Genomic DNA, 21,202 nt, shown 5'->3' on the forward strand with positions numbered 1-21,202 from the left:
TTGCTTTTTTGTGGTAACTGCTGTGAATCGCCTGGAGGCGTAAGACAGCTTTAGAGAGCGTCACCCATGAACTTGGATCAGTACCTACCCGTCATCCTCTTCATCCTGGTCGGCGCAGGCGTCGGCGTGGCGCCTCAAGTGCTCGGCGCATTGCTCGGGCCGCATCGGCCGGATCAGGCCAAAAACTCCCCCTATGAATGTGGCTTCGAGGCCTTTGAAGACGCGCGAATGAAATTCGACGTCCGCTATTACCTCGTGGCCATTTTGTTTATTTTGTTTGATCTGGAAATTGCATTCCTGTTCCCCTGGGCGGTTTCGCTCAAGGAGATCGGCGCGGCAGGCTTCTGGTCGATGATGATTTTCCTGGGCATTCTGGTCGTGGGTTTCGCCTACGAATGGAAAAAGGGCGCCCTGGACTGGGAGTGATTTTGGATTTCTCGCCCGAGGTTGATCTTGGGTGATCCCCGGATGGGGCGCCGGCCCTGAGTTGACCTGGGCTGGCATTGCGGGCAGGCTGAAGAGCGGCCCGGCGCTCGGCCCGCGTGGCCTAGTCTGAATGGAAGCTCGATATGGGTATCGAAGGCGTTTTGAAAGAAGGCTTTGTCACCACCTCGGTGGACAAGCTGATCAACTGGTCCAAGACCGGTTCCCTGTGGCCGATGACTTTCGGTCTTGCCTGCTGTGCGGTCGAAATGATGCACGCAGGCGCTGCGCGTTATGACATTGACCGTTTCGGCATGTTGTTCCGCCCCAGCCCGCGTCAGAGTGACCTGATGATTGTGGCTGGCACCCTGTGCAACAAGATGGCGCCCGCTCTGCGCAAGGTCTATGACCAGATGGCTGAGCCGCGTTGGGTCTTGTCCATGGGCTCCTGCGCCAACGGTGGTGGCTATTACCACTACAGCTATTCGGTCGTGCGTGGCTGCGATCGCATCGTGCCGGTCGACGTCTATGTGCCTGGCTGCCCGCCCACGGCCGAGGCCTTGCTCTACGGCATCTTGCAGCTGCAAGCCAAGATCCGCCGCGAAAACACCATCGCGCGTTGACCTGAACGTCACGGCTGAAAAGGTCCCTCACAGATGAGCAAACTTGACACCCTCAAAGCAGCGCTCGAAGCAGCGCTTGGCGAGAAGATTCAAAACCTGAAAACCGAGTTTGGCGAAATCACCGTTCAGGTGAGCGCAGCCAACTACGCCGCAGCAGCCAAGATCCTGCGCGATCACTCGGAGCTGCGTTTCGATCAGCTGATCGATCTTTGCGGCCTGGACTACAGCAGCTACAAAGACGGCGCTTATGACGGTCCGCGCTATGCCGTGGCCGTGCACCTGCTGTCGGTAAACAAGAACTGGCGCGTGCGCCTGAAGGTTTTCTGCCCGGATGACGATTTCCCCTGCGTCGCTGCGCTGACGCCGCTGTGGACTTCGGCCAACTGGTTCGAGCGTGAGGCCTTTGACCTGTTTGGCATCATCTTTGATGGCCACGAAGACCTGCGCCGCATCCTGACCGACTACGGTTTCATCGGTCACCCCATGCGCAAGGATTTCCCCACCACGGGCAATGTGGAAATGCGTTACGACGCCGAAGCGCGTCGCGTGATCTACCAAGCGGTCACGATCGAGCAGCGTGAGATCACGCCGCGCATCATCCGTGAAGACAACTACGGCGGACACTGAACGATGGCCGAGATCAAAAACTACACCCTGAACTTCGGCCCGCAGCACCCAGCCGCCCACGGCGTGCTGCGTCTGGTGCTGGAGTTGGACGGCGAAGTGATTCAACGCGCCGACCCGCATATCGGCCTGCTGCACCGCGCGACTGAAAAGTTAGCTGAGAGCAAGACCTATATTCAGTCGCTGCCCTATATGGATCGTCTGGACTATGTGTCCATGATGGCCAATGAGCATGCTTACTGCCTGGCCATCGAGAAGATGCTGGGCGTGCAAGTGCCGCTGCGCGCGCAATACATCCGCGTGATGTTTGCCGAGATCACCCGTTTGCTCAACCACCTGCTGTGGTTGGGCGCGCACGGCATTGACTGCGGCGCGATGAACATCCTGATCTACGCCTTCCGCGAGCGCGAAGATCTGTTCGATATGTACGAGGCCGTCTCCGGCGCGCGCATGCATGCGGCCTACTTCCGCCCGGGTGGTGTCTACCGTGATCTGCCGGATTCGATGCCGCAATACCAGGTCAGCAAGATCAAGAACGCCAAGACCATTGCGATGCTCAATGAGAATCGCTCGGGCTCTTTGCTGGACTTCATCGACGACTTCTGCAAACGCTTCCCCAAGAACGTCGACGACTACGAGACCCTGCTGACCGACAACCGCATCTGGAAGCAGCGTACCGTGGGCATCGGCGTGGTTTCGCCCGATCGTGCGCTGAACCTGGGCTTTACCGGCGCCATGTTGCGCGGCAGTGGCGTGGCTTGGGACCTGCGCAAGAAGCAGCCCTACGACGTCTACGACAAGATGGATTTCGATGTGCCCGTCGGCACCAATGGTGATACCTACGACCGCTATCTGGTGCGCGTCGAGGAAATGCGTCAAAGCAATCGCATCATCAAGCAATGCGTGGACTGGTTGCGCGCCAATCCCGGCGCCGTCATCACCGATGACCACAAGGTGGCGCCTCCTTCGCGTGTCGACATGAAGTCGAATATGGAAGAGCTGATCCACCACTTCAAGCTCTTCACCGAAGGCTTCCACGTGCCCGAAGGCGAGGCCTATGCCGCCGTCGAGCATCCCAAGGGCGAGTTCGGCATCTACATCGTCAGCGATGGCGCCAACAAGCCTTACCGCCTGAAGATCCGTGCGCCGGGCTTCTCGCATCTGGCTGCGCTGGACGAGATGTCGCGCGGCCACATGATTGCTGACGCGGTGGCCGTGATCGGCACCATGGACATTGTTTTCGGCGAGATTGATCGTTGATTTGGACACCTTGCGATGAGCACTGACACCTATCATTTGAGCGAAGCGACCGCCGCGCGTTTTGCTCGCGAAGTCGCCAAGTACCCGGCCGACCAAAAGCAGTCGGCCGTGATGGCTTGCCTGGCTATCGTGCAGCAGGAGATTGGCTTCGTCTCGCGCGCCAGCGAGGACGCCATTGCCGAGTACCTCGGCATGCCGCCCATCGCCGTGTACGAGGTCACGACCTTCTACAACATGTACAACCAGCGCAAGCTTGGTAAGTTCAAGTTGAACGTTTGCACCAATCTGCCCTGCCAGTTGCGTGACGGCCAATCTGCGCTGAACCATCTGTGCAGCAAGCTGGGCGTGGAAGAGGGCGGCACCACGGCCGACGGCCTGTTCACCGTGCAAAAGAGCGAATGCTTGGGTGCCTGCGCCGACTCGCCGGTGATGCTGGTGAATGATCGCCAGATGTGCAGTTTCATGAGCCCTCAGCGTCTCGACGAATTGGTCGACACCCTGCGCGCCCATGCTGGCAAGAACTGAAGGACGAGCACACGATGTTGGATCTCTCCAAATTTCAGTCCACGGGCCAAGAAACCTGCTTCCATGACCGTCATATCGGCGCGCAAATCTACGCCGGTCTGGATGGCAAGAACTGGGGTCTGAAGGACTACGAAGCACGCGGTGGCTATGCAGCCCTGCGCAAGATCTTGAAGGGCGAGGGCGCTCCCGAAGGCGCGCCGCTGACTCAGGATCAGGTGATTGCCGAAGTCAAGGCTTCCGGCCTGCGGGGACGCGGCGGTGCGGGCTTCCCCACCGGCCTGAAGTGGAGCTTCATGCCCCGCCAGTTCCCTGGCCACAAGTATCTGGTTTGCAACTCAGATGAGGGCGAGCCCGGCACTTGCAAGGACCGCGACATCCTGATGTTCAACCCGCACATCGTCATCGAAGGCATGATCATCGCCGCCTTCGCGATGGGCATTCGGGTGGGCTACAACTACATCCACGGCGAGATCTTCGAGGTCTATGAACGCTTCGAGGCCGCCCTGGAAGAGGCGCGCGCTGCCGGCTATCTGGGTGAGGACATTCTGGGTTCAGGCTTTAGCTTCCAGCTGCATGCCCACCACGGTTTTGGCGCCTATATCTGCGGCGAGGAAACCGCCTTGCTGGAGTCGCTGGAAGGCAAGAAGGGCCAACCGCGCTTCAAGCCACCGTTCCCGGCCAGCTTCGGCCTCTACGGCCGCCCGACCACCATCAACAACACCGAGACTTTTGCCGCGGTGCCCTGGATCATCCGCAACGGTGGCCAGCCCTATCTCGAGATCGGCAAGCCCAATAACGGCGGCACCAAGATTTTCTCGGTCTCCGGCGATGTGGAGCGTCCCGGCAATTACGAGATCCCACTGGGCACGCCTTTCTCCAAGCTCTTGGAACTGGCCGGTGGCGTGCGCAAGGGTCGCAAGCTCAAGGCGGTCATCCCTGGTGGTTCTTCCTCGCCCGTGCTGACGGCCGACGTCATCATGGACTGCACCATGGACTACGACTCCATCGCCAAGGCCGGCTCCATGCTGGGCTCGGGCGCGGTGATCGTGATGGACGACAGCCGTTGCATGGTCAAGAGCCTGCTGCGTCTGACCTACTTCTACTCGCATGAGTCTTGCGGTCAGTGCACGCCTTGCCGCGAAGGCACGGGCTGGATGCACCGCGTGGTCGAGCGCATCGCCACGGGTCACGGCAAGCCGGAGGACATCGATCTGCTGAACTCGGTGGCAGACAACATCCAGGGCCGCACCATCTGCGCGCTGGGTGACGCGGCGGCCATGCCGGTGCGCGCCATGATCAAGAATTTCAAACAAGAGTTCGTTCATCTGATCGAACACAAAAGCCCCCTAGTGCCGGCTGCAGTCTGAAGTAGCAGGACAGGACAGGACACGACATGATTGAAATCGAACTGGACGGACAAAAGGTAGAGGTCTTGGAAGGCAGCATGGTCATGCATGCCGCCGAGAAGGCCGGTACCTATATCCCGCATTTCTGTTATCACAAAAAGCTCTCCATCGCCGCCAACTGCCGCATGTGCTTGGTCGATGTGGAGAAGGCGCCCAAGCCCATGCCTGCCTGCGCGACGCCGGTCACGCAAGGCATGATCGTGCGCACCAAGAGCGACAAGGCACTGAAGGCCCAGCAGGGCGTGATGGAGTTCTTGCTGATCAACCACCCCCTGGATTGCCCCATTTGCGACCAAGGCGGCGAGTGCCAGCTGCAAGACCTGGCCGTGGGCTATGGTGGCAGCAAGTCGCGCTACACCGAAGAAAAGCGTGTGGTGTTCCAGAAGAATGTGGGCCCGCTGATTTCCATGCAGGAAATGAGCCGCTGCATTCATTGCACCCGCTGCGTGCGCTTCGGCCAAGAGATCGCCGGCGTGATGGAGCTGGGCATGGCGCACCGCGGTGAGCATGCCGAGATTCAGACCTTTGTCGGCCGCTCGGTGGACTCCGAACTGTCGGGCAATATGATTGACATCTGCCCGGTCGGCGCCCTGACCAGCAAGCCCTTCCGTTACAGCGCCCGCACCTGGGAGCTGTCGCGTCGCAAGAGCGTCAGCCCGCATGATTCGACCGGCGCCAATCTGGTCGTCCAGGTCAAGAACAACCAGGTGATGCGTGTCGTTCCCTTGGAGAACGATGCTGTCAACGAATGCTGGATTTCCGACCGCGATCGCTTCTCCTACGAAGCCCTGAACAGCGACGCCCGCCTGACCCAGCCCATGATCAAGCAGGGTGGGGCCTGGAAGACCGTCGACTGGACCACGGCCCTGGAGTACGTGGCCAATGGCATCAAGGTCATCAAGGCCGAGCATGGCGCCGCTGGTTTCGGCGCCCTGGCTTCTGCGCAGAGCACGGTGGAAGAGTTGCACCTGCTGGCCGCCCTGGTGCGCGGCATCGGCAGTGAGAACATCGACTACCGTCTGCGCCACGCCGACTTCGCTAACGTGGCACCCGCAGGCCAGGCCCAATGGCTGGGTACGTCGATCGCTTCGCTGTCCGAGTTGGACCGCGCCCTGGTCATCGGCTCCTTCCTGCGCAAGGACCATCCGCTGTTTGCTCAGCGTCTGCGCCAAGCCACTCGCCGTGGCGCGCAGATCAGCCGCATCGGCGCCAGCGCCGACGACTGGCTGCTGCCCATCAAGGCGGAAATCACCGGCGCACCCAGCGCCTGGCTGCAGGAACTGGCAGCCGTCGCGGCATCGGTTGCCGGTGCTAACAGCGTGAGCGCGCCGGTTGCAGGCCAGGCCAGCGAGGCTTCAAACGCCATCGCCGCCTCCTTGCTGTCGGGTCAGCGCAAGGCCATTCTGCTGGGCAACGCTGCCGCCCAGCATCCGCAAGCCGCTGCACTGCTGAGCCTGGCGAACTGGATTGCGGCACAGACCGGCGCCACCGTGGGCTATCTGAGCGAAGCGGCCAACACCGTCGGCGCTCAACTGGCCGGCGCGCTGCCGCGCGCAGGCGGCCTGAACGCAGCTCAAATGCTGAGTGGCGAAGGCAAGGCCGTGAAGGGCTTGCTGCTCTTGAACACCGACCCGGTGCTGGACAGCGCCAATGCCGCTGCCGCCGCCAAGGCCCTGGCTGCTACCGATATGGTCGTGGTGATGAGCCCCTTCAAGACCGGTTTGGAATACGCCGACGTGCTGCTGCCGACCGCGCCTTTCACCGAGACCTCGGGCACCTTCGTCAATGCCGAAGGTCGTGCGCAGAGCTTTGTGGGCGTGGCCAAGGCCCTGGGCGAAACCCGTCCGGGCTGGAAGATTCTGCGCGTGCTGGCCAATCTGCTGGCTCTGGACGGTTTCCAGCAAGAAAGCTCGGAGCAAGTCCGCAACGCAGCGCTGGGCGTCGATGCAGATCTGTCGGCCAAGCTGAGCAATGCGTCTAACGCCGCTATCGAGCTGCGTGCCGCCACTGAAGGCTTGGAACGCCTGGCTGATCTGCCCATCTACGCGGCCGATCTGCTGGTGCGCCACGCCAGCTCGCTGCAGCTGACGAGCGACGCTCGCCAAGCGGCCGTGGCGACCCTGCCGCAGGCGCTGTGGACTCAGCTGGGCCTGAGCGCTGGCGACAGCGTGCGCATCAGCCAGGACGGCGCCGGTTCGGTGCAAGTGCCGGCCAAATTGGATGCCAAGTTGCCGGCCAATGTCGTGCGCGTGCCGCAAGGCCTGCCCGAAACGGCGGCCCTGGGCGCGGCGTTTGCCAGCCTGAACGTGACCAAGGTGTGAGGCGAGAACAGCAATGATTGAAACCCTCTACCAAACTGGTGCCGGCCTGCTGGGCGGCGCATGGCCCGTGGTGTGGACCCTGATCAAGATCATCGCGGTCGTCGCACCGCTGATGGGTTGTGTGGCCTACCTGACTCTGTGGGAACGCAAGGCCATTGGCTGGACACAGATCCGCCCCGGTCCGAATCGCGTGGGCCCTTACGGCTTGCTGACGCCCATCGCTGACGCGGTGAAGCTGATCTTCAAGGAAATCATTCTTCCTTCGGCGGCGAACAAGGGCCTGTTCTTCCTGGGCCCCATCATGACCATCATGCCGGCTCTGGCCGCATGGGCCGTCGTGCCTTTCGGTCCCGAAGTCGCGCTGGCCAACGTCAATGCCGGTCTGCTGCTCTTGATGGCCATCACCTCCATCGAGGTCTATGGCGTGATCATCGCCGGCTGGGCATCGAACTCCAAGTACGCCTTCTTGGGCGCGCTGCGTGCTTCCGCACAGATGGTCAGTTACGAAATCGCCATGGGCTTCTGCCTGGTCGTCGTGCTGATGGTCAGCGGCACCATGAATATGAGCGAGATCGTGCTGGCTCAGGGCCGTGGCATGTTCGCCGATATGGGCCTGAGCTTCCTGTCCTGGAACTGGCTGCCCTTGTTGCCCATCTTCGTGGTGTTCTTCATCTCGGGCCTGGCTGAAACCAACCGTCACCCCTTCGACGTGGTGGAAGGCGAGTCGGAAATCGTGGCCGGCCATATGGTCGAGTACTCGGGCATGTCTTTCGCCATGTTCTTCCTGGCTGAGTACGCCAACATGATTCTGGTCTCCATCCTGACCGTGACCCTGTTCCTGGGTGGTTGGATGTCGCCGGTGGCCTTCCTGGACTTCATCCCTGGCTGGATCTGGCTGGGTATCAAGACCTTTGTTGTTGTGACCATGTTCCTGTGGGTGCGTGCCACGTTCCCGCGCTACCGCTATGACCAGATCATGCGTCTGGGTTGGAAGATCTTCATCCCCGTGACCCTGGTTTGGCTCGTTGTGATCGGCCTGTGGATCCAGTCCCCATTCAATATCTGGAAGTGAGCAGAGGAAACCCATGTCTGCAGTGAGCTCCTTCAAAGACACGCTCAAGAGCTTCATGCTTCTTGAGCTGTTCAAAGGCATGGCCCTAACCGGCCGGCACTTTTTCTCGCGCAATATCACCGTGCAATTCCCGGAAGAGAAGACGCCGCTGTCGCCTCGCTTCCGTGGTCTGCATGCCTTGCGCCGCTATGAGAACGGCGAAGAGCGTTGCATCGCCTGCAAGCTCTGTGAGGCCGTTTGCCCGGCCATGGCCATCACCATCGAGTCCGAAGTGCGGGATGACGGTTCGCGCCGCACCACCCGCTACGACATCGATCTGACCAAGTGCATCTTCTGCGGCTTCTGCGAAGAGAGCTGCCCGGTGGACTCGATCGTCGAGACCAATATTTTTGAGTACCACGGCGAAAAGCGCGGTGACCTCTACTTCACCAAGGACATGCTCCTGGCGGTGGGTGATCGTTACGAGCCCCAGATCGCTGCCCAAAAGGAGGCCGATGCCAAATATCGTTGACCTCTCGTCCGGGAGTACCCGGCCGGTCCCCCGAGGGGACGCAGATGAAGGCCGGCATGGGCCGACCTTCACATCTGCAAGCGTCGTCCTTGGGGCGGCCCGGCGGACGACTCCAATCCCTGAGTGACGTATTTGCAGGAATCGCATGGAAATCACCACCGTTCTGTTCTACCTGTTCTCAGCCGTGTTGCTGGGTTCGGCCTTCCGGGTCATCACGGCGCAAAGCACCGTGCATGCCGCACTGTTCCTGATCCTGGGCTTCTTCAATGCCGCTTGTATCTGGATGCTGTTGAAGGCCGAGTTCCTGGCCATCACCCTGGTCCTGGTCTATATCGGCGCCGTCATGGTGCTGTTCCTTTTCGTCGTGATGATGTTGGACATCAATAGCGACAAGGTACGCCAAGGTTTCTGGCGCCATCTGCCGCTGGCCGGCTTGGTGGGTGCCTTTGCCGCGCTGGAAATGTCCTTTGTGCTGATGGGCGGCTTCCGACTGAACGCGGCCCCCGAAGCCAGCGCTGTGGCCCTGCAAATGGGCAATAGCAAGCTGCTGGGCATCGCGATCTACACCCAGTATCTGTACCCGCTGGAAATCGCGGCAGTGTTGCTGCTGGTGGCCATCATCGCTGCCATCGCCTTGACCTTGCGTGAGCGCAAGGACTCGCGCAGCCAGGACGCCGGCGTGCAGGTCCGCACCAAGAAGGCCGACCGACTGCGCATCATCAAGATGGCGCCGACCGTTGAAGTGCCTGCTGCCGATGCAGCGGCCGCCGAGAACAATAAGGGAGCTGCATGATGGCTGCAATTACTCTGGGCCATTTCCTGACCCTGGGCGCGATTTTGTTCGCCCTGTCGGTGGTCGGTATTTTCATGAACCGCAAGAACCTGATCGTGCTGCTGATGGCGATCGAGTTGATGCTTCTGGCGGTCAATCTGAACTTCGTGGCCTTCTCCCACTATCTGGGCGATATGGCAGGTCAGGTGTTTGTGTTCTTCATCCTGACCGTGGCCGCGGCGGAGTCGGCGATTGGCTTGGCCATTCTCGTCGTGCTGTTCCGTAACCGCGCCACCATCAATGTCGATGAACTTGACGCGCTGAAGGGCTGATCGCCATATGTCTGCACAACTCTCTCAAAACATGCTGCTGGCGGTGCCCATGGCGCCGCTGGTCGGCGCGGTGGTGGCCGGCTTCTTCGGCAAGCAAGTGGGCCGCCGTGGCGCCCACAGCGTCACCATTCTCGGCGTCCTGATTTCTTTCATCATCTCGGTGATGACGCTCAATGCCGTCGTCAATGACGGCGCTCACTTCAACCAGACCATTTACGAATGGATGGTGGTGGGCGGCCTGAAGATGGAAGTCGGCTTCCTGGTCGACGGCCTGACGGCCATGATGATGTGCGTGGTGACCTTTGTGTCCCTGATGGTGCACATCTACACCATCGGCTATATGGAAGAAGACCCGGGCTATCAGCGCTTCTTCAGCTATATCTCGCTGTTCACCTTCTCCATGTTGATGCTCGTCATGAGCAATAACATGCTGCAGCTGTTCTTCGGCTGGGAAGCCGTGGGCCTGGTGTCCTATCTGCTGATCGGTTTCTGGTACACCAAGCCGACCGCCATCTTCGCCAATATGAAGGCCTTCTTGGTCAACCGCGTGGGTGACTTTGGCTTCATCCTGGGCATCGGCCTGCTGGTGGCTTACAGCGGCTCGCTGAACTACGGCGAAGTGTTCGCCAAGAAGGACGAGCTGGCTCAAATCGCCTTCACCGCCCCGCTGTGGGGCAGTGATTGGATGATGTTGTCGGTGGCTTGTATCTGCTTGTTCATCGGCGCCATGGGCAAGAGCGCGCAGTTCCCTCTGCACGTCTGGCTGCCGGACTCGATGGAAGGCCCGACGCCTATCTCCGCGCTGATCCATGCCGCCACCATGGTGACGGCCGGCATCTTCATGGTCTCGCGCATGAGCCCCTTGTTCGAGCTCTCGGACACCGCGCTGAACTTCGTGCTGGTCATCGGTGCCATCACCGCACTGTTCATGGGCTTCATGGGCATCATCCAGAACGACATCAAGCGCGTCGTGGCTTACTCGACCTTGTCGCAGCTGGGCTATATGACCGTGGCCCTGGGTGTGTCGGCCTACTCGGTCGCCGTCTTCCACCTGATGACGCACGCCTTCTTCAAGGCGCTGCTGTTCCTCGGCGCGGGCTCGGTCATCATCGGCATGCACCATGACCAGGACATCCGCAATATGGGCGGCCTGCGCAAATACATGCCCATCACCTGGATCACTTCCTTGCTGGGTTCGCTGGCTCTGATCGGCACGCCTTTGTTCTCGGGTTTCTACTCCAAGGACAGCATCATCTTGGCTGTGCACGCCAGCAATTTGCCCGGCGCAAGCTTTGCTTACTTTGCCGTAGTGGCCGGTGTGTTTGTCACCGCCTTCTACAGCTTCCGCATGTACTTCCTGGTCTTCCATGGCAAGGAGAACTTCCGCCACAAGCCATTCCCCGGCGAGCATGACCATCATGATGACCACGGTCACCATGAGCCCCATGTGCCGCACGAATCGCCTTGGGTGGTGACGGCGCCGCTGGTCCTGCTGGCCATTCCTTCGGTGGCTATCGGTTATCTGACGATTGATGCCATGTTGTTTGGCGACTTCTTCAAGTCCTCCATCTTCGTCAACGAGACCTTGCACCCCGCCATGCATGAGTTGGAGCATCACTTCCACGGTGCTTGGGCCATGGCCTTGCACGGCTTGCAGAGTCTGCCTTTCTGGCTGGCCCTGGGTGGTGTGGTGACGGCCTATGTCTTCTATATGGTGGCGCCTGTCATCCCCGCGACCTTGGCACGCGTGCTGCGTCCCCTGGCTGTGGTGCTGGAGAACAAGTACTACATGGACTGGTTCAACGAGAACGTGCTGGCCAAGCTGGCTCGCGGTCTGGGCCTGGCCTTCTGGAAGGGTGGCGACGTTGCCCTGATCGACGGCGTGCTGGTGAACGGTTCGGCGCGTACCGTCGGCGGTGTCGCCGGCCTGGTTCGACTGGTGCAAACAGGCCATCTGTACTGGTACGCCCTGGTGATGATGCTGGGTGTGATTGGCTTGATGACTTGGCAGTTGTGGCCCTTCATCGGCCCCCAACTCAAGGCCCTCCTGGGTCTGGGCCTGTGACACGCGGCGGAGAAAAGAAATATGTTGCTTAGTCTTTCGATTTTTCTGCCCATCGTTTGCGGGCTGGTGCTTCTGGCACTGGGCCGTGACGATCAGGCCAAGGCCGTGCGTTGGCTGGCCTTGATTGCCGCCCTGGCAAGCTTTGCCGTCACGCTGCCTCTGATTGGCGGTTTTGATACCTCCACGGCTGCCATGCAGTTTGTGGAGAACCAGCCCTGGATCGAGCGCTTCAATGTGCGCTACCACCTCGGGGTGGACGGCATCTCCATGTGGTTTGTGCCGCTGACGGCCTTTATCACGGTGATCGTGGTCATCGCTGCCTGGGAAGTCATCGAGAAGCGCGTCAACCAGTACATGGGTGCCTTCCTGGTGCTGTCCGGTCTGATGATCGGCGTGTTCTCGGCCCTGGACGGCCTGCTGTTCTACGTCTTCTTCGAAGCGACCCTGATCCCGATGTACATCATCATCGGCGTCTGGGGTGGCCCGCGTCGGGTTTACGCGGCCTTCAAGTTCTTCCTCTACACCCTGGCCGGTTCGCTCTTGATGCTGATCGCCTTGCTCTACCTGTACTTCAGTTCAGGTGGCAGCTTTGACATCCAGACCTGGCACAAGCTGCCGCTGCCGATGAGCACGCAGACCCTGCTGTTCTTCGCCTTCCTGGCCGCGTTCTCGGTCAAGGTGCCGATGTGGCCGGTGCACACCTGGCTGCCGGACGCCCACGTGGAAGCGCCCACCGGCGGCTCCGTCGTGCTGGCCGCCATCATGCTGAAGCTGGGTGCCTATGGCTTCCTGCGTTTCTCCCTGCCCATCGCGCCCGATGCCGCACACCACTGGTCTTGGCTGATCATTGCCATGTCTTTGATCGGTGTGGTTTACATCGGTCTGGTGGCCCTGGTGCAGCAGGACATGAAGAAGCTGGTGGCTTACTCCTCCATCGCGCACATGGGTTTCGTCACCCTGGGCTTCTTCATCTTCAACGAGCTGGGCGTGTCTGGCGGCCTGGTGCAGATGATCTCGCACGGCTTTGTGTCGGGCGCCATGTTCCTGTCCATCGGCGTGCTCTACGACCGCGTTCACTCGCGTGAAATCGCGGCCTACGGTGGCGTGGTCAACACCATGCCCAAGTTCGCAGCCTTTGCTCTGTTCTTCACCATGGCCAATTGCGGCCTGCCTGCCACCGCCGGTTTCGTCGGTGAGTGGATGGTGATTCTGGGCACCGTCAAGTACAGCTTCTGGCTGGGCGCGATTGCCGCGACGGCCCTGATCTTCGGCGCGGCCTATTCGCTGTGGATGTACAAGCGTGTTTACTTCGGCCCGGTGACGAACGACAACGTCAAGGCGCTGAAGGACATTAACGCACGTGAATTCCTGATGATGGCGGTGCTGGCGATTGCCGTGCTGTGGATGGGCATCTATCCCAAGCCCTTCACCGACGTGATGGACAAGTCGGTCAGCCATTTGCTCCAGCATGTGGGCACGTCCAAGCTGCCGGTGCTGGTCCAACCCGCGGCCCCCGCCGTGACTGAAACGTCGGCCCAGCCGACTGCCAACTGAGAGGGGCCAGGAACAAATGAACAATATGAATTGGCTCGCGGTTTATCCCGAAATCATTCTTCTGGCCATGACTTGCGTGGTGGCCATGGTGGATCTGTGGGTCACCGACCCAGCCCGTCGCCCGACCTATTGGCTGACTCAGCTGACGCTGGGCTTGGTGGGGGCTATCCACCTGAGCTACTTCCATGACGGCCTGACCGTCTACGCCATGCAAGGCATGGTGGTGGCCGACCCCATGGGGCATCTGCTGGCATTCTTCGCCTGTGTGGCCACCATCGTGACCCTGGTCTATGCCCGCCCTTATGCTGCCTCGCGCGAGATGCTCAAAGGTGAGTTGTTCACCCTGACGCTGTTCTCCATGCTGGGTATCAGCGTGATGGTCTCGGCCAATAACTTCCTGGTTGTGTACCTGGGCCTGGAGCTGATGAGCTTGTCGCTCTACGCCTTGGTGGCCTTGCGTCGCGACAACGCGAACGCGACCGAAGCGGCGATGAAGTACTTTGTGCTGGGCGCTCTGGCCAGCGGCTTCTTGCTCTACGGCCTGTCCATGATGTATGGCGCTACCGGTTCGCTGTCGATTCCACGCGTGTTCGAAGTGATCAGCCTGGGTGAAGCCAACAAGTCCGTGCTGGTGTTCGGCGTGGTCTTTGTGGTGGCCGGCCTGGCCTTCAAGCTGGGTGCTGCTCCCTTCCATATGTGGGTGCCCGACGTCTATCACGGCGCGCCCACGGCAACGACCCTGCTGATCGGCGCTGCGCCCAAGCTGGCAGCCTTCGCCATCACCATCCGCCTGCTGGTGGAAGGCATGATTGGCCTGGCCGTCGACTGGCAGCAGATGTTGATCGTGCTGGCCATCGCCTCGCTGCTGGTCGGTAACTTGGCGGCGATCGCGCAGACCAATCTGAAGCGCATGCTGGCCTACTCGACCATCGCGCAGATGGGCTTCATGCTCCTGGGCCTGGCCTCGGGCGTGGTCAACGACAACACCTTGTCGGCTGCCAACGCCTACAGCTCGGCCATGTTCTACGCCGTCACCTATGTGATGACGACGCTGGGCAGCTTCGGCATGATCTTGCTGCTCTCGCGCCAGGGTCACGAAGCCGAAGAGATCAAAGACATGGCCGGTCTGGCCAAGCGCAGCCCCTGGTACGCCGCCGTCATGACCATCTTCATGCTGTCGCTGGCGGGTATTCCGCCTACGGCTGGCTTCTACGCCAAGCTGTCGGTGCTGCAAGCCATGATCTCGACCAACAATCCGCTCTACCTGATGCTGGCCATCGCAGCCGTGGTGGTCTCCCTGATCGGTGCCTACTACTATCTGCGCGTCATCAAGGTGATGTTCTTTGACGAGCCCACCGACAGCTCGCCCCTGGGTGCCCCCACCGATGTGCGCGTGGTGATGAGCCTGAACGGCGTGGCCGTGCTGGTCTTCGGTCTGCTGCCTGGCGGCCTGATGGCCTGGTGCGCTCAAGCCATCGTCAAGACCTTGGCCACCTAAAGCCGGACCCACGATGGATCAGAGCGCAGCCGTTTGGTTGGTGTTATTGGCCGCCGTGGCGGCGGCCAATCTGCCTTACTTCAGCGAGCGGGTGCTGTTCTTCGGCCCGCTGCAAAGCCCCAAGTCTGTGGCCTGGCGTTTGCTGGAGCTTGTGCTGCTGGCCCTGGCCTGCTTGGGCCTGGGTTTTGCGCTGGAGGCCCGCATCGGCCAACGCCAGCCGCAGGGCTGGGAGTTCTACGCCGCTGCCGCCTGCCTCTTCGTGACCCTGGGCTTCCCCGGCTTTGTCTGGCGTTATCTGCGCCGAGGTCGGCATGCCGATTGAAAAGCCGGTGGCCGAGGATCTGCACCTGCGTGAGCAGGCCCTGCAGCAAGACACGGTGTTCAGCGGCTCCTTTTTGAAGGTGCAACGCGACACGGTTCGTTTGCCCGACGGCAAGACTGCTACCCGCGAGTTCATACGTCATCCCGGCGCGGTGATGATTGTTCCCCTGCTGGACGATGGCCGCCTGCTCCTGGAGCGCCAATTCCGCTACCCCATGGGCCGCGTGATGCTGGAGTTCCCAGCGGGCAAGCTGGATGCCGGTGAGGTCCCCCTGCATTGCGCGCAGCGCGAGCTGCTGGAAGAGACCGGTTATCGGGCCCGCGAATGGGCCCATGCCGGTGTCTTGCACAACGCCATCGCCTATTCGGATGAAGGCATAGAAATCTTTTTTGCCCGCGGCCTGAGCGCCGGCAAGCAGGCGCTGGATGAAGGCGAGTTTCTGGACCTGGTGACGCATAGCGTCGAGGAACTGGAGCGTTACTCCGCCCAGGGCGAACTCACCGATGCCAAAACCCTGGTCGGCCTGCTGTGGCTGAGCCGTTGGCAAAACGGCGCCTGGGCGCTGAACTGGCAAGCGGCTGCTTGAAACCCTGCTGATCCCGGCCCAATTCCAAACACTCCCTCATGCTGGTTCTCAATCTGGCTTGCAGCTTAGACCATCGTTTTGAAGGTTGGTTTGGCTCCCACGGCGATTTTCAGTCTCAGACCGAACGTGGCCTGCTGAGCTGCCCCGTCTGCGCCGATGCCAAGGTCAAGCGCATGCCCAGCGCACCTCATCTGAACGTATCCCATCTGCGTCAGGAAGCGCCAGCACCGGCCCGCCGGGAGGCAAAGCGCGCAGAGCAGGGCGCTGCCGCGGCAGCGGGCTCAAAACTCTCTGCGCCGGCCCTGGCTGCGCCCGCGCCTCCAGCCGCCTTGCAGCCCATCGAGGCCGGGCTGGATCCGCGCGAGCAGTTGCAGGTTTTGCAGGCCAAGCTGATGCAGGCGGTGCAGCAGGTGATAGCCAATACCGAGGACGTCGGCACCCAGTTTGCCGAGGAGGCTCGCCGCATTCACTATGGTGAGTCGCCGGAACGCGACATCCGTGGCCAAGCCACGATGGATGAGGCCGCGGCGTTGGAGGACGAAGGTATCTCCGTCATCGCCTTGCCCTCGGCCCTCGGGCATAAGGGCCCGCTGCAGTAGTTGGCGGTCTCCCCTCGGGCGCTACTTTTTGTTGGTAATCCACCCGTAATTTCTGCCCCTTGATCGCCTGCACGGCCCGGCCAGGGCGGCAATCTGAAGGGCGGATGAAGAGTGGCAACATGACCAACGGCAGGGGCTTGGTTTCAGGATAAGCTGGCGCGCTTCCCAAAAGATCGCCCTGTTCTGGAGTCCCTTCGATGTTGCGTGCCCCTTCGCCGTCTTCCTCTCTTCGATTCACACAAGGCCCCCTACGCTTGGCCCTGGCAACAGCGCTCACCTGTGCTGTCGCTCTGAGCTTGACGGCCTGTGGCAAGGACAAGGCCAAGACCGAGGCAGCCGCCACCACCGAGCCCTTGCAGATTGCGCCGGAAGACTTGCGCCATATGAGCGTCGGCGCCTATGCCGTGGGCCCGGTGATCACCGGCTCCATCCAGCCCGAGAAGCGCGCCGATTTGCGCGCCGAGGTTTCGGCCGTGGTCCAGCAGGTGCTGAAGGAAAACGGCCAGCAGGTGAAAAAGGGCGAACTCCTGGTGCGCCTGGACGACACCTCCATCCGCGACGGCCTGGCCTCGGCCGATGAAGCCGCCCGCGCCTCGGCCCAGACTTTTGAGCAGGCCGAGCGCCAGTACCAACGCCTCAAGACCTTGCAGGCTCAGGGCATGAGCTCCTTGCAAGCCTTGGAGGATGCCGAGCTGCGCCGCAATGGCGCGCAAAGCGATCTGGTGGCGGCCAAGGCTCGGGTGGTCACGGCCCGCCAATTGCTGCAACGCACCGAGGTGCGCGCACCTTTCGACGGCGTGGTCAGCGAGCGCAAGGTTTCCATCGGCGACACGGCCCAGGTTGGCAAGGAATTGGTCAAGGTGATCGACCCCCGCAGCATGCGCTTTGAGGGCCTGGTCTCGGCCGATCGCATGCATGAATTGAAGGTGGGCCAGCAGGTCAACTTCCGCGTCAACGGCTACTCGCAAAGCGAGTTCGTCGGCAAGATTCGCCGCGTCGATGCGGCGGCCAATGCCACCAGCCGTCAGGTCGAAGTCTTGGTGGATTTCGCCGATGGCAAGGGCCCCGATGTGGCCGGCCTGTATGCCGAAGGCCGGGTCGAGTCGGGCACGGTGCGCAGCCTGATGCTGCCCGAAGCCTCGCTGCTGCGTTCGGGTGACGAGGCCTATGCCTGGCGCGTCAAAGACGGCAAGCTGGCCAAGGTCAAGCTGGACCTGGGCGAGCGTGACGCCAGGCGCGGCGAATATGCGGTGCGCAATGGCTTGAATGAAGGCGACCAGGTGCTGCGCAGCCCGGGCTCCAATCTCAAAGACGGTCAGGCGGTCAAGCTGGTGGCCACGCCGCCGGTGAATGCGGCTTCCGTGGTCAAGCCCGCGGCTTCCTCTACTGCGTCGGGGAAGTGAGTCGCCATGTTCCTGTCCGACTTCGCCATCAAAAAGCCCATCGCGGCCATCGTCATCATCATCTCCTTGATGTGCTTGGGGCTCTTGGCGCTCAAGAAGCTGCGCGTCAATCAAATCCCTGATGTTCAACAGCCTTTCCTAGTCGTCAACATCAACTATCCCGGCGCCTCACCCGAGACGGTGGAGCGCGAGGTCATCAACCGCATCGAGAAATCTCTACAAAGCATCTCGGGCATCGACCGGGTGCGCTCGACCGCCGGCGAGGGCAATGCCAGCCTCTTTCTGATCTTCAATTTCAATAAGAACATGATCGAGGCCTCGGACGAGGTGCGCAATGCCATCTCGACCGTGCGCTACAAGCTGCCGACCGAGATCCGCGAGCCGGTGATCGAGCGCATCGACCCCAGCGCCGAGCCCGTCATGCAGCTGGCCCTGTCCAGCACTTCGCTCAGCCATGCCGAGATTTCGCGCCTGGCCGAGGACAAGCTGGCCGACAAGTTTCGCGGCATCCCTGGTGTCTCGGTGGTCAATGTCAACGGCGCACTCAAGCGTGAGCTGAGCGTCTTGCTGCGGGCCGAGAAGCTTCGCGAGTACAACGTCTCGGTGACCGAGGTGGTGGCCGCGCTGCGCAGCCAGAACGTCACCGCCCCCGTGGGCAAGGTACGTGGTGGCCTGGAGGATCAAAGCATCCGCCTGCTGGGCCGCATCGAGAACCCTTCGGAGTTCCAGCAAATCGTCATCAAGCGCAGTGGCAGCGAGGTCATTCGTCTGGGCCAGGTTGCCAGCATTGCCGACGGCTTTGCCGAGGTGAATAGCTTCAGCGTGCGCAATGGTCACCCCAATGTGGGCATGTCCATCAACCGTGCCCGCGATGCTTCGACCGTCACCGTCGCTAACAAGGTGCGCAAGCTGACCGAGGAGATCAGCGCCGGCCTGCCTCCCGGCACCACCTTGGAGGTGACCCGGGACGGCGGCAAGGAGGCCGAAGACAATCTCAACAACGTCATCCACGCCCTGGTCTTTGGCGCGGGTCTGACGATTTTTGTGGTGTACGTCTTCCTCAATTCCTGGCGCTCGACCCTGATCACGGCGCTCAGCCTGCCGACCTCGGTGATCGCGGCCTTTATCGCCGTCTGGCTGTGCGGCTTCACGCTCAACTTCATGAGCTTGTTGGGCCTGTCTCTGGCCATCGGCGTGCTGATCGACGACGCCATCGTGGTGCGCGAGAACATCGTTCGCCATATGGAACGCGGCTCGGATCGCCGTACCGCCGCGCTTGAGGGCACGGCCGAGATCGGCCTGGCCGTGGCGGCCACCACTTTTTCCATCGTGGCGGTGTTCATTCCCGTGGCTTTTATGCCCGGCATCTCGGGCGAATGGTTCCGGCCTTTTGCCCTGACCGTGGTGGCCTCGGTGCTGGTGAGCTTGTTCATCTCCTTCACGCTCGACCCCATGCTCTCGGCCTACTGGGGCGACCCACCGGGTCACCACGAAGCGCCCAAGACCGGCATTAGCAAGCAGTTGGCCCGTTTCAACACCTGGTTTGACCACCAAAGCGACCGCTATGGCCATGTGATCGCCTGGGCCTTGCACCATCGTCGCTGGATGGCTGTGTTTGCCGTGGCCAGCCTGGTGGGCGCAATCGTCTTGCAAGCCAAATTGGGTGGCTCCAGCTTCCTGCCTTCCTCGGACAACGGCATGCTGGCCATCGATGTGCGCACGCCTGCCAGCAGCAATCTGGAGTATTCACGCCGCAAGCTGGAATCCGCCGCCATCCTGGCGCGCAGCATCCCAGAGACCGAGGCGACCAATAGCTATGTGAATCCGGGTGGCGGTCGCATCTATGTGGACATTGGCAAGAGCAGCAAGCGCAAGCGCTCGGCCATCGAGATCGGCGTGGAGCTGCGCAAGAAGATCGCCACCCTGGTGGGCGCCGAGTACACGGTGCTGGATGACTTCAATAACGGCGCGCAAAAGCCGGTGCAGATCCGTTTCTCCGGCCCCGATTCGCGCAAGCTGCTGGAGATCACCAATGACTTCATGGTCAAGCTGCGCAGCGTGCCCGGTGCGGTGGACGTCGGCTTGTCCGAGCAAGATCCGCAGAACGAGTTGCAGATCGAGCTGAACCGGGGTCTGGCGAATTCATTGGGCATCTCGGTGGGCGACGCCGCCAACTCCCTTCGCGTGGCTTTTGCTGGTGTGGAAGTGGGCGACTGGGTGGACCCCACCGGCGAGGCCCGCGATGTGGCCGTGCGCCTGCATCCCGATGACCGGGTGGACCTGAGCAATATCGAGCGCCTGCCCATCGCCATCAGCGGCGCGAACCAGATGGTGCCGCTGGAGCAGATTGCCAAGGTCAGCATGGGGCGCGGCCCCTCGCAGATCCAGCATGCCGACGGCAAGCGCACCATCACCGTGGCCGCCAATGCCCAGGGCCGTTCCGACGGCGAGGTGACGGCCGACGCGGTCAAGATCGCCAAGGCAATGAACTTCCCGCCCGGCTACGGCATCGACCTGGAAGGCTCCTCGCGCGATCAGCAAGAGGTCTTCGGCGAGATGGGCATTGCCCTGGTCAGCGGCATTGGCCTGATGTACCTGATCCTGGTGATGCAGTTCGGCTCCTTTACCGCGCCGCTGGCGGTGATGCTGTCTCTGCCCCTGTCCTTGATCGGTGTGGTCCTGGCCTTGCTGATGACCAAGGGCACGCTGAATCTGATGAGTTTCATCGGCGTCATCATGCTGATGGGCTTGGTAGCCAAGAACGCCATCCTCTTGCTGGATGCCGCCCGGCAGCTGGAGAAGGAAGGCGTGGACCGCGAAGAGGCCTTGATGCAAGCTGGCCGCAAGCGCCTGCGTCCGATTCTGATGACCACCTTCGCCCTGATCGCCGGCATGTTGCCGGTGGCCATAGGCGTGGGTGAGGGCGGTGAGTTCTACCGCCCCATGGCCGTGGCCATCATCGGCGGCACCATCACCTCGACGCTCTTGACCCTGCTGGTCGTGCCCAGCTTCTACGACAGCATCGAGCAGGCCCGCGACCGCGCCATCGCCAAGTTCCATCGCCGCGAGACGCGTTGGGGCAGCTTCCTGGCCTTTGTGCTGACCTTGGTCGAAGCTGTTCTGGCCTTGATTTTGGTCCGCCTGGTGTGGCGCTTGTTGGCCAAGGTCTATGCCTTGGCGACGGGGCCTCGGGTGAAGTCGGCCTGATTGCTGGGACGAGACGAATTTAGAAAAGAAATGGCGATCTCCTGATCGCCATTTGTCTTTCAGGGAACCCGAGCTTCAATTGCCACAGTGCTGTCCTGA

At 61.4% G+C, this 21,202-nt stretch carries 19 protein-coding genes; all 19 read left to right on the top strand.

Translation table 11 applies throughout. The features are described from left to right. Positions 1-66: 66 nt before the first annotated feature. Positions 67-426, top strand: coding sequence for an NADH-quinone oxidoreductase subunit A (locus DBR47_RS12650; protein ID WP_124450557.1), 360 nt, complete (start codon positions 67-69; stop codon positions 424-426). Between the two features lie 143 nt (positions 427-569). Beyond that, entirely contained in the window at positions 570-1,046 is a 477-nt protein-coding gene (locus DBR47_RS12655) for an NADH-quinone oxidoreductase subunit B family protein (RefSeq protein ID WP_046113908.1), read from the top strand. Between the two features lie 33 nt (positions 1,047-1,079). Next, positions 1,080-1,673 (top strand): NADH-quinone oxidoreductase subunit C, encoded by a 594-nt coding sequence (locus tag DBR47_RS12660; protein ID WP_124450559.1) that lies wholly within the window; start codon positions 1,080-1,082, stop codon positions 1,671-1,673. A 3-nt stretch (positions 1,674-1,676) separates the two neighbouring features. Continuing rightward, on the top strand, positions 1,677-2,930 hold the full coding sequence (locus DBR47_RS12665; RefSeq protein ID WP_124450561.1) for an NADH-quinone oxidoreductase subunit D: 1,254 nt from the start codon (positions 1,677-1,679) through the stop codon (positions 2,928-2,930). Between the two features lie 15 nt (positions 2,931-2,945). After that, positions 2,946-3,455 (top strand): NAD(P)H-dependent oxidoreductase subunit E, encoded by a 510-nt coding sequence (gene nuoE, locus DBR47_RS12670; RefSeq protein ID WP_124450563.1) that lies wholly within the window; start codon positions 2,946-2,948, stop codon positions 3,453-3,455. Positions 3,456-3,469: 14 nt separating this feature from the next. Continuing rightward, the gene (nuoF, locus tag DBR47_RS12675; RefSeq protein ID WP_124450565.1) at positions 3,470-4,822 is read left to right on the top strand and encodes an NADH-quinone oxidoreductase subunit NuoF; all 1,353 of its coding nucleotides are present in this window, start codon (positions 3,470-3,472) and stop codon (positions 4,820-4,822) included. Positions 4,823-4,848: 26 nt separating this feature from the next. Next, positions 4,849-7,182 carry an NADH-quinone oxidoreductase subunit NuoG gene (nuoG, locus tag DBR47_RS12680; protein WP_124450567.1) on the top strand — a complete coding sequence of 778 codons (2,334 nt, stop codon included), beginning with the start codon at positions 4,849-4,851 and terminating at the stop codon, positions 7,180-7,182. A gap of 13 nt (positions 7,183-7,195) precedes the next feature. Further along, positions 7,196-8,254 carry an NADH-quinone oxidoreductase subunit NuoH gene (nuoH, locus tag DBR47_RS12685; RefSeq protein WP_124450569.1) on the top strand — a complete coding sequence of 353 codons (1,059 nt, stop codon included), beginning with the start codon at positions 7,196-7,198 and terminating at the stop codon, positions 8,252-8,254. Between the two features lie 13 nt (positions 8,255-8,267). Beyond that, positions 8,268-8,765, top strand: a complete 498-nt coding sequence (gene nuoI / locus DBR47_RS12690; RefSeq protein ID WP_124450571.1) for an NADH-quinone oxidoreductase subunit NuoI — start codon at positions 8,268-8,270, stop codon at positions 8,763-8,765. A gap of 145 nt (positions 8,766-8,910) precedes the next feature. Beyond that, a complete protein-coding gene (locus DBR47_RS12695) occupies positions 8,911-9,558 on the top strand; it encodes an NADH-quinone oxidoreductase subunit J (protein ID WP_124450573.1) in 648 nt (215 codons plus the stop codon). After that, positions 9,558-9,869: an NADH-quinone oxidoreductase subunit NuoK gene (gene nuoK / locus DBR47_RS12700; RefSeq protein WP_124450575.1), complete on the top strand. Its 312-nt coding sequence runs from the start codon at positions 9,558-9,560 to the stop codon at positions 9,867-9,869. The genes DBR47_RS12695 and nuoK overlap by 1 nt, the downstream gene beginning before the upstream one ends. Positions 9,870-9,876: 7 nt before the next feature. Further along, complete coding sequence (gene nuoL, locus DBR47_RS12705) at positions 9,877-11,934, top strand: NADH-quinone oxidoreductase subunit L (protein WP_124450577.1); 2,058 nt, start codon at positions 9,877-9,879, stop codon at positions 11,932-11,934. Positions 11,935-11,955: 21 nt separating this feature from the next. Further along, a complete protein-coding gene (locus DBR47_RS12710; RefSeq protein WP_124450579.1) occupies positions 11,956-13,488 on the top strand; it encodes an NADH-quinone oxidoreductase subunit M in 1,533 nt (510 codons plus the stop codon). A gap of 16 nt (positions 13,489-13,504) precedes the next feature. Continuing rightward, entirely contained in the window at positions 13,505-14,986 is a 1,482-nt protein-coding gene (nuoN, locus tag DBR47_RS12715; RefSeq protein ID WP_124450581.1) for an NADH-quinone oxidoreductase subunit NuoN, read from the top strand. Positions 14,987-14,999: 13 nt separating this feature from the next. After that, positions 15,000-15,308, top strand: a complete 309-nt coding sequence (locus DBR47_RS12720; RefSeq protein ID WP_124450583.1) for a DUF2818 family protein — start codon at positions 15,000-15,002, stop codon at positions 15,306-15,308. After that, positions 15,298-15,894, top strand: a complete 597-nt coding sequence (locus tag DBR47_RS12725) for an NUDIX domain-containing protein (protein ID WP_124450585.1) — start codon at positions 15,298-15,300, stop codon at positions 15,892-15,894. The genes DBR47_RS12720 and DBR47_RS12725 overlap by 11 nt, the downstream gene beginning before the upstream one ends. A gap of 38 nt (positions 15,895-15,932) precedes the next feature. Beyond that, positions 15,933-16,493, top strand: coding sequence for a DUF1178 family protein (locus DBR47_RS12730; RefSeq protein ID WP_124450587.1), 561 nt, complete (start codon positions 15,933-15,935; stop codon positions 16,491-16,493). A 254-nt stretch (positions 16,494-16,747) separates the two neighbouring features. After that, positions 16,748-17,896, top strand: a complete 1,149-nt coding sequence (locus DBR47_RS12735) for an efflux RND transporter periplasmic adaptor subunit (protein ID WP_231512281.1) — start codon at positions 16,748-16,750, stop codon at positions 17,894-17,896. Between the two features lie 6 nt (positions 17,897-17,902). Continuing rightward, positions 17,903-21,103, top strand: a complete 3,201-nt coding sequence (locus DBR47_RS12740; RefSeq protein ID WP_124450591.1) for an efflux RND transporter permease subunit — start codon at positions 17,903-17,905, stop codon at positions 21,101-21,103. Positions 21,104-21,202: the final 99 nt, after the last annotated feature.

The organism is Paucibacter sp. KBW04 (assembly GCF_003852425.1).
In the GTDB taxonomy this organism is placed as follows: Bacteria; Pseudomonadota; Gammaproteobacteria; order Burkholderiales; family Burkholderiaceae_C; genus Paucibacter_A.